Genomic DNA, 3,107 nt, shown 5'->3' on the forward strand with positions numbered 1-3,107 from the left:
TCCATTTTCCTTTGGATACTTTTCCAGGCAAGGTAAATCACCTCCATTTTCCTTATCAACTTATTATATCACAAAATTCTAATTTTTTCAAGTTTAGATATTCCCCTCCCTGAAATAATTTCAGAAGAGGAGTCTCCCAATCTGAAACAATTTAAGAGGTGGAAGCAAAAACTGAAACAGTTAGAGAGGAATTTTTCGTTCTGTATCAGTTACAGAGGGGAGGCAATCCTTCCCTTTAACAGTTTCAGGGAGTCAGGAAGACCAATGAGACTAAAAAAGAAAGGAGTTTTATCCTTTCTCTTTTTCTTCTGATTTAAACATTTTAATGGCGTTGTGAGCGATTTCCACCATTCGTTTGTATAGATAGGATTTATCTCCCGTTAGTAAAGTAGTGAAAAAGGCTGCTGAAAATGGTTGAGTGTAGGCAAAACTTTCTTCCAAGTCAGTACTCAGAGGTGCAAGAAGTTGGGATGTGATAAATTCTCCCTTTTTATCCTTAAAATCGTTGCTCTCGATAGACAAGTTTCCATTTTCATCCAAACCAAGAACGACTTCAACAGATTGGGAGAAGACCTCCAAAACTTCAAAGAAGGTATCCAGAGTTTCTTTGTTTTCCAAGAAGCTCATTCGCTCCTTATCATCTAACTTTCTAACTGCCAGTAATTCATAATCGTAATTGTTCTTTGTTTGTTCATCCAAAAGAAATTGGGTGAAGAATTTGTTTAAATCTTCTAAACTCAATTTTTGTCCCAATTGGAACTGAATGTCTTTATCGAAAATAGACAAGTAGTAAAGAGTTTCGATTCGTTCTTGGAACCAACTTTTAGCAACAAAACTTGGCGCTGTTTGAAGTTGTTTGAAACTGTTTTTTTTCTTGAATTCAAATTTTGTCTCACGAAAATTTTCAATTATTTTATCTAATTTTGTTAGTTATTTTAATTTAATGCCTAAAAATCAAAATATTATAGAAAATATTGCTAAAAATACAAATACTTTGATATTGTTTTTATCATTAGTAATATTTGCACCTATATCTGAAGAATTAATATTTAGATATACTATATTTGGATTTAGTAAAAATAAAGTTATAGGTTCTGTAGTATCAAGTGTACTATTTTCTTTAGCGCATGTATTATATGATTTTAATATATCTTCTTTCTTCATATATTTTTCTATGGGTTTATTATTAAGTTATATATATATAAAAACAAAGTCAGTAGAAGGAAGTATATTTGCTCATTTTATAAATAATCTTATATCTTTTATCCAATTGATATTTTAGAGGAGTAGTTTATGTTGTTGTATATTAGAAAAATGTTACTAGATTTAAAAGATGAAGAATATAGAAAATTTACACTTAAACTTATACCTAATATAGAAGAAAATAAGGTTATAGGAGTGAGAGCTCCTAAATTAAGGGAAATTGTAAAAAAAGAATTAAAAAATATTGAAAGTAAAGAAAAATATCTTAATCAATTAACAGAATTTAAATATTTTGAAGAATATAATATATATATGTATATATTAGAAAAGGAAAACGATTTAGAAAAGGCTATATATAGAATAAAAGAAATATTACCTTTTATAGATAATTGGGCTACCTGTGATATATCAGCGCCTAAAGTATTTAAAAAATATCCTAAAGAGGTTTATAGATTTGCTAAAGAATGTATAAATAGTGATAAACCATATATTAAAAGATATGGTATAGGACTACTTTTATCTAATAGATTATATGATTATACAGACTTAGTAATAAATTCAGAAGATAATGATGAATATTATGTAAAAATGGTTAAAGCTTGGTATTTGAGTATGGCTTTAGTATATAATTATGAAAAAACTATTAAATATTTTGAAGAGAAAAAAATAGATAAATGGGTACATAATAAAGCATTGCAAAAGGCTATAGAAAGTAGACAAATAGATATAAATGTAAAAGAATATTTAAGGAAATTAAAATTGCACCATTAACTAAGATTAGTGGTGCAATTTTATTACCATTTCCAATACATATTCATAGAAATAGCTAATTTATTTAAACTATCATAAGACATATTCATATTTAATTTACTTTCCTTATTTATTAGATATTCTAATCCAAGTAAATATTCAAAATTATGTTTTTCTATACTTTTACCTTTTGAAGTGTATTCTATTCCTAATAATTCTGTATTTAATTCAATATTAGAATTAATTGTATTAGTATATTTGAAACTATTTAACAGAGAAATATTATTAGTTATAGGGCTATTGATATTTGCTCCTATTCCTAATGTGGTTTTAACAAAAGTTTTAGATTTTACTTTTGTTATGTAGTCTTTAAGTTCTTCTTTATTTGAATTTTCCTCGATATCGTTTAATTTTAGTATAGATGTATTATGAGTTGCAAAAAGACTTAACTTATTATTCCAAATATTTATATCATGTATTAAAATATTTCCAATGTTAAATAATAAAGAATTGAAATTAGATGTAACTTCATCACCGTTAATTTTTCTATTTAAGTTAGTGTTTATAAAACTAAAATCAAATGATGTATTTAATTTAGTGTTTGATATTTTAAAATCTTTTTCTATACCAATATTATACATATTTGATAATATTTTATCACCTTTAATTTTTCTATCTATATCAAAAGTATAGTTTTGATTATAGTATCCACCATAAATATTAAAAATTTTCCCTGAAAATCCTTTAACATTTTGAGAAAAAGAATTAAAATTAGAATTTTTAAATATATTAGTAGATAAGAAAGTTGATAATTTAACTTTATTATCTAAATTTCCTATTCTTGAATTAACTTCATTACTTTTAATTGTATTATTAAAATCAAATATACTTGCTATATAGCTTGGATAAATATCTGTAAATACTTCTTTTTCAGTTTCTTTTTTATCTTCGTATTTTGTAATCATATTAGCCATTTTAATAGTAGGCAATTCTCTTTCATCTTCAAAATTATAATAAAAACTTCTATCATAATAGTTATCAAAAAATTTTCTTCTATTAATATCATATGATGGTATATTTCTAAGTTCTGATTCACTTAAATTTTCAAGTGTTGAATTTTCTTTAAATTTAACCTTATATCTTTGATTTCCTAA

Annotated in this window: 4 protein-coding genes; 2 read left to right on the plus strand and 2 right to left on the minus strand. The window is 24.9% G+C overall.

The window, feature by feature from the left end; translation table 11 throughout:
• Nucleotides 1-288: 288 nt before the first annotated feature.
• On the minus strand, nucleotides 289-741 hold the full coding sequence (locus tag ACWYO2_RS05465) for a hypothetical protein (protein ID WP_455515471.1): 453 nt from the start codon (nucleotides 739-741) through the stop codon (nucleotides 289-291).
• A 202-nt stretch (nucleotides 742-943) separates the two neighbouring features.
• Between ACWYO2_RS05465 and ACWYO2_RS05470 the strand changes: the two genes are divergently transcribed.
• Both ACWYO2_RS05470 and ACWYO2_RS05475 read left to right on the plus strand, forming a co-directional pair.
• Complete coding sequence (locus ACWYO2_RS05470; protein ID WP_455515472.1) at nucleotides 944-1,282, plus strand: CPBP family intramembrane glutamic endopeptidase; 339 nt, start codon at nucleotides 944-946, stop codon at nucleotides 1,280-1,282.
• An 11-nt stretch (nucleotides 1,283-1,293) separates the two neighbouring features.
• Nucleotides 1,294-1,974: a DNA alkylation repair protein gene (locus tag ACWYO2_RS05475; RefSeq protein ID WP_455515473.1), complete on the plus strand. Its 681-nt coding sequence runs from the start codon at nucleotides 1,294-1,296 to the stop codon at nucleotides 1,972-1,974.
• Nucleotides 1,975-1,997: 23 nt separating this feature from the next.
• Here ACWYO2_RS05475 and ACWYO2_RS05480 read toward each other — a convergent pair.
• Nucleotides 1,998-3,107 (minus strand): hypothetical protein (locus ACWYO2_RS05480; RefSeq protein ID WP_455515474.1); only part of this gene is annotated, 1,110 nt, incomplete at its 5' end.

Source organism: Pseudostreptobacillus sp. (genome assembly GCF_977040545.1).

Coding starts and splice junctions, on each gene's coding strand:
- ACWYO2_RS05470 (WP_455515472.1), top strand. CDS start 944: ATGCCTAAAAATCAAAATATTATAGAAAATATTGCTAAAAATACAAAT.
- ACWYO2_RS05475 (WP_455515473.1), top strand. CDS start 1,294: ATGTTGTTGTATATTAGAAAAATGTTACTAGATTTAAAAGATGAAGAA.